Annotated in this window: 5 protein-coding genes; 3 read left to right on the top strand and 2 right to left on the bottom strand. The window is 74.8% G+C overall.

All coding sequences use genetic code 11. The annotated features are described in order from the left end of the window. Positions 1–206: 206 nt before the first annotated feature. Entirely contained in the window at positions 207–551 is a 345-nt protein-coding gene (locus CS2_RS17455; RefSeq protein ID WP_070320930.1) for a PadR family transcriptional regulator, read from the top strand. Continuing rightward, entirely contained in the window at positions 548–1,162 is a 615-nt protein-coding gene (locus tag CS2_RS17450; RefSeq protein ID WP_070320929.1) for an HAAS signaling domain-containing protein, read from the top strand. Before CS2_RS17455 ends, CS2_RS17450 begins: the two co-directional genes overlap by 4 nt. Before the next feature lie 71 nt (positions 1,163–1,233). Here the strand turns inward: CS2_RS17450 and eno are convergent, their stop codons facing one another. Next, the gene (gene eno, locus CS2_RS17445) at positions 1,234–2,514 is read right to left on the bottom strand and encodes a phosphopyruvate hydratase (protein WP_070320928.1); all 1,281 of its coding nucleotides are present in this window, start codon (positions 2,512–2,514) and stop codon (positions 1,234–1,236) included. 163 nt (positions 2,515–2,677) lie between these two features. Between eno and CS2_RS17440 the strand changes: the two genes are divergently transcribed. Beyond that, positions 2,678–3,511 (top strand): putative protein N(5)-glutamine methyltransferase, encoded by an 834-nt coding sequence (locus tag CS2_RS17440; RefSeq protein WP_082740340.1) that lies wholly within the window; start codon positions 2,678–2,680, stop codon positions 3,509–3,511. A 96-nt stretch (positions 3,512–3,607) separates the two neighbouring features. On the opposite strand, the gene CS2_RS17435 is transcribed toward CS2_RS17440, so the two are convergent. Then, the coding region (locus CS2_RS17435; protein WP_070320927.1) for an endo-1,4-beta-xylanase at positions 3,608–5,521 on the bottom strand (1,914 nt) is incomplete at its 5' end.

Genomic DNA, 5,521 nt, shown 5'->3' with positions numbered 1-5,521 from the left:
GGGGCGGGCACCCGCGGGTCGCGGCGCGCGCGGCGTCACGCCCGACGGGGCGTCGTCGCGGCCCGGGCGCCGGGCGGCGCCGGGTGCGGGCGGACGACGCGACGTGGGCATGGGCTCGATTGTGCCCTCCTCCCCACGGATCGGCCGGACGCACCGGGGGGTGTCGCGTTCGCCACTTCCTTGTGCGGCAAGGTAGCGTGCGTCGCATGGAACCGACGCCGGACGACGTCCGCACGCAGCTGCGGCGCGGCACGCTCGAGTTCTGCGTGCTCGCACACCTCGCCCGCTCCCCCGCCTACGGGCAGGACATCGCGCGCGCGCTCGGGCGCGACCGCGTGCTGTTCGCCTCCGAGGGCACGCTCTACCCGCTGCTCACGCGCCTGCGCGGCCGCGGCTGGGTCGACACGACGTGGCAGGAGTCCCCCACGGGGCCGCCACGCCGCTACCACCGGCTCACCGACACGGGACGCGCCGCGCTCGACGCGTTCGTCGAGGTCTGGCGCCCCTACCGGGCCGCCGTCGACCACCTCCTGGAAGGACCGACCGCATGACTCCCGTCTCGTCGCCGCTCGTCGCGGCCTACCTCGCCGACCTCGAGCGCCGCCTCGCGGACGCACCCGCGACCGAGCGCCTCGACGTGCTCGACGCCGTCCGCGAGCACCTCGACCTCGCGCTCGCCGAGCTCGGTCCCCGCGCCGACGACGCCGACGTGCGGCGCGTGCTCGCCGAGCTCGGCAGCGTCGACCAGGTCGCCGCCGCCATGCACGACGGCACGACGCGCCCGCCGCTCGCACCGACCCCGCCCGACGACGCCGGCCCCACGCCCGGGGTCGTCGTCCTCCTCGTCCTCGGCGGACTGGTCCTCGGGCCGCTCGCCGCACCGGTCGCGATGGCGCTCGCCCTGGCTCACCCGGCACTCCTCGTCGGCGCGCTCGTGCTCGCCGCGGCCGTCGTCGCGTGGACCGGGTACCGGGCGTTCGCCCGCCGCGCGCCGCGACCGCGGCGACGGTGGCGGATCGCGTTCGCGGTCCTGCTCCCGGCGGCCCTGACGGCGACCGTCACAGTCCTGCTCGCCGTGTACACGCTGCCGTTCGTGGCCGTCGAGGAGAGCACCGGCGGGACCGTGCAGCAGTCCGGGGTCGTCGTCGAGGACGCCCCGTAGGCACGCACGACCGAGCACGACGACGCCCGACCCACCGCGAGGGTGGGCCGGGCGTCGTCGTCAGCGCTGGATCAGCCCTGGAAGCGCGGGAAGGCGCTCGCACCGGCGTAGATGCCGGCGTCGTCGAGCTCCTCCTCGATGCGCAGGAGCTGGTTGTACTTGTTGATGCGCTCGCCGCGGGCGGGCGCACCGGTCTTGATCTGGCCGGCGTTCGTCGCGACCGACAGGTCGGCGATCGTCGTGTCCTCGGTCTCGCCCGAGCGGTGCGAGGTCATCGTCGTGAAGCCCGAGCGCTGCGCGAGGGCGACCGCGTCGAGGGTCTCGGTGAGCGTGCCGATCTGGTTGAGCTTGACCAGCAGCGAGTTCGCGGCCTTGAGCGCGATGCCCTTGGCCAGCCGCTCCGGGTTGGTGACGAACAGGTCGTCGCCGACGATCTGGACCTTGCCGCCGACCTTGCCGACGAGCTCGGACCACGAGTCCCACTCGTCCTCGGACAGCGGGTCCTCGATGGAGACCAGCGGGTAGTCCGCGACGAGCTGCTCGTAGAACGCGATCATCTCGGCGGGCGTCTTGGCGACGCCCTCGAACTGGTACGCGCCGTCCTTGAAGAACTCGGTGGCGGCCACGTCGAGCGCGAGCGCGACGTCCTTGCCGGGCACGAAGCCGGCCTTCTCGATCGCGACGAGGATGAGGTCGAGCGCGGCGCGGTTCGACTCGAGGTTCGGCGCGAAGCCGCCCTCGTCGCCGAGACCCGTCGACAGGCCCTTGCTCTTCAGCACGGACTTGAGCGAGTGGTAGACCTCGGTGCCGGTGCGCAGCGCCTCACGGAACGTCGTGGCACCGATCGGGGCGACCATGAACTCCTGGATGTCGACGTTGGAGTCGGCGTGCGACCCACCGTTGAGGATGTTCATCATCGGCACGGGCAGGACGTGCGCGTTGGGGCCGCCGACGTAGCGGAACAGCGGCAGGTCGGCGGAGTCGGCCGCGGCCTTGGCGACCGCGAGCGAGACGCCCAGGATCGCGTTGGCGCCGAGCTTGCCCTTGTTGGGCGTGCCGTCGAGCTCGATGAGCGCGGCGTCGACCAGACGCTGCTCGCTCGCCTCGAAGCCGATGAGCTCGGGGGCGATGTCGTCGATCACGGCGTTGACGGCACCCTGGACGCCCTTGCCGCCGTAGCGGGGGTCGTCGCCGTCACGGCGCTCGACGGCCTCGAACGCGCCGGTGGACGCACCCGACGGGACGGCGGCACGCGCGATGGTGCCGTCGTCGAGGGCGACCTCGACCTCGACAGTGGGGTTGCCGCGCGAGTCCAGGATCTCGCGGGCGCCGACGGCCTCGATGCTGGCCATGGTGCTCCTTCGACAGACGGTGGGTTTGCGCACCCAGCCTAGTGCCGCTGGTCAGCGGTGACGGAGGGACCTTCGGCTGCTGGACGGCGACGCGCTGACCTGCGACGACGCGTCGGGGCCGGGCAGGGTCGCTCCGCGGTGGCCGCGCGTGCGAGCATGCGACGTGACCTCCGCCGAGGGCGCGACCCCGCCGCGCGGGCCGCTGCCGGTCCCGCCGCACGCGCCCGAGGCGCTCGTGCTGCGGCTGCGGGCCGCGGGCTGCGTGTTCGCCGAGGACGAGGCGGCGCTGCTGACCGGGGCGGCCACGGGCGACGACCTCGAGCGCCTGGTCGCGCGCCGCGTCGCGGGCGAGCCGCTCGAGACCGTGCTGGGGTGGGTCGCGTTCGACGGCCTGCGCCTGCACGTGGGTCCGGGCGTGTTCGTGCCGCGGCGCCGCACCGAGCTGCTGGCCCGCACCGCGGTCGCGCTCGCGCGCGCGGCCGGTCCGGCGCCGGTGGTCGTCGAGGCGTGCTGCGGCGTCGCGCCGGTGGCGTCGGTCGTGGCGCGGGACGTCCCCGGTGCGGTGCTGCACGCGGCGGACCTCGACCCCGTGGCCGTCGGGTGGGCCGCCCGCAACCTCGCCGGGCGCGGCGCCGCGTGGACCGGCGACCTGCTCGACCCGGTGCCGGCCGACCTGCGCGGGCGCGTGGCAGTGCTCGTCGCCAACGCGCCCTACGTGCCGCACGACGCGGTCGCGACCATGCCGCCCGAGGCGCGCGAGCACGAGCCGCACGTCGCGCTCGACGGCGGCCCGGACGGCGTCGACGTGCAGCGTCGCCTGCTGGCCGCCGCACCGGCCTGGGTGCGGCCCGGCGGGCACGTGCTGGTCGAGACGAGCCGCGCGCAGGTCACGCTCACGCGGGCCGCGTGCCCGCCCGGGTGGCCGGTGGAGGTGCTGCGCGACGACGACGTCGACGGGACCGTCGTCGTCGCGCACCGCCCGCCGCCCACGGGCTGAGACCGCCGCTCCACGAGACCGGGGCGGGCGTGCGGCAGCCGACCCTGGCGTGCCCGCCGCCCGGTCTCGCGGCGGCCGCGTCCCGGAGGGCGGACGTCAGCCGACCGCGCAGGTCGCGCCGTTCAGCGCGAACGACGCCGGGCGCGGGTTGCTGCCCGGGTGGCTGCCGTTGAACCCGACGTCCACCGAGCCGCCGGGCGCGAGCGTGCCGTTCCACGCGGCGTTGGTCGCGGTGACCGCGGTGCCCTGCTGCGCCCACGTCGCGCTCCAGCCCTGCGTGACCTGCTGCCCGCCGGTGAGCGCGAACGTCAGCGCCCAGGACGTGAGCGCGGTCGCGCCCGTGTTCGTCACGCGGACGTTCGCGGTGAAGCCCGTGCCCCAGTCGTGCGTCGTGTACTGGACGCGGCACGTCGCCGGGCCGGAGGTCGGCGTGGGTGTCGGAGTGACCGTCGGGGTGGGGGTGACCGTCGGGGTGGGCGTGACCGTCGGGGTGGGCGTGACCGTGGGCGTCGGTGTCGGGGTGGACGTCGGCGTGGGCGTGGCCGTCGGCGTCGGCGTCACCGTCGGGGTGGGCGTCGGCGTCGTCCCGATGCGGGACGGGTCCACCACGCCCCAGAACGCGGGCTTGGCCTGCAGCGCGCCGTCGAACAGCAGCGGCGCGGCCCCGGCGCGCAGCCACGTGCGGGAGTCCTCGAGGCCCCACACGGTGACCGACTCAAGCGACGCCGCGTGCCGCTTCAGCATCGCCAGCACGTCGCGGTAGTAGTACGCCTGCTCGAGCAGCCGGTCGGCGGGCGGCGTGGCCCACTGCTCGCCCGCGTGCCGGTACGTCGAGACGTCGAGCTCGGTGACCGCCTGCGTGACGGGCAGCGCCTCGAACGCCTCGATCGTGTCCTCGATCATGGGCACCGAGCGGCCGACCTCGACGTGCAGCTGGTGGCCGACCCCGTCGACGGGCACGCCCTGCGCGAGCAGGTCGGTGACGAGGCGCAGGTAGGGCGCCCGCTTGTCGGGGTACTCGCTGTTGTAGTCGTTGATGAACAGCAGCACGTCGGGGCCGAACGCGGCGCGCGCGTACCGGAACGCGTCGGCGACGTACGACGCCCCCAGGACGCGGTACCACTCGCTGCGCCGCAGGCCGTCGGGCTGGCTCTCGTCGATCACCTCGTTGACGACGTCGAACGCGAAGATCGGGTTGCCGGGCGTGCCGTACTCGCCGTAGGTGTCGCGGAAGTGGTCCGCGACCGCCTCGATGTGGGTCCGCAGGCGGTCGCGCAGCAGCGCCTGGTCGGCGGGCGACGTCGTGAGCGGCGCGCCGTCACGCTCGAAGAACCACGCGGGGGTCTGCTGGTGCCACACGAGCGTGTGCCCGTAGACCCGCATGTCGTGCGCGCGCGCCCAGTCCACCATGAGGTCGGCGTCGCCGAACGTGAACGTGCCCTCGGCGGGCTGCACCGACTCGGGCTTCATCTGGTTGCCGGGCGTGATCTGCACGGCGTGGTGCGCAGCGAGGTCGCCGCGGCCGCCGAGCGTGTCGACGGGCTCGATGCCGAGGCCGAACGGGAAGTCGTCGGCCAGCGCGTCGGCCACCGACGGCAGCGACAGGTCGGGCGTGTACGTGACGCCGCTGACGAGCACGTCGTCGAGCAGGAAGTCCGTGAGCGACCCCGTGGACTCGACGTACAGCGACGCGGTGTCGAACCGGCCGGGCGTGTACGACGCGACGACCTGCGTCCACTGCGACGTCACGCGCTCGACGGTGGTCACGGTCTCGTAGGACGCGACGCCGTCGACGTCGCGCTGCACCGACACGCGGAGCCCGGCCTCGCCCGACCCCGTGGGCAGGCGCAGCCAGAGCCCGATCGTGTACGTCGTGCCGGGCACGAGCACGTCGGTGACGTCGACCGCGGCGCCGTTCCAGGACTGCGTGCGCCCCTGCACCAGCAGGCTGCGGGTGCCGCGGGCGCCGTCAGCCGTGAGCGACACGGTCGCGTCGCCGCGGCCCGCCCA

Source organism: Cellulomonas iranensis NBRC 101100 = JCM 18110 (genome assembly GCF_001552375.1).
In the GTDB taxonomy this organism is placed as follows: domain Bacteria; phylum Actinomycetota; class Actinomycetes; order Actinomycetales; family Cellulomonadaceae; genus Cellulomonas; species Cellulomonas iranensis.
This window is presented reverse-complemented; position numbering and strand designations above follow the sequence as displayed.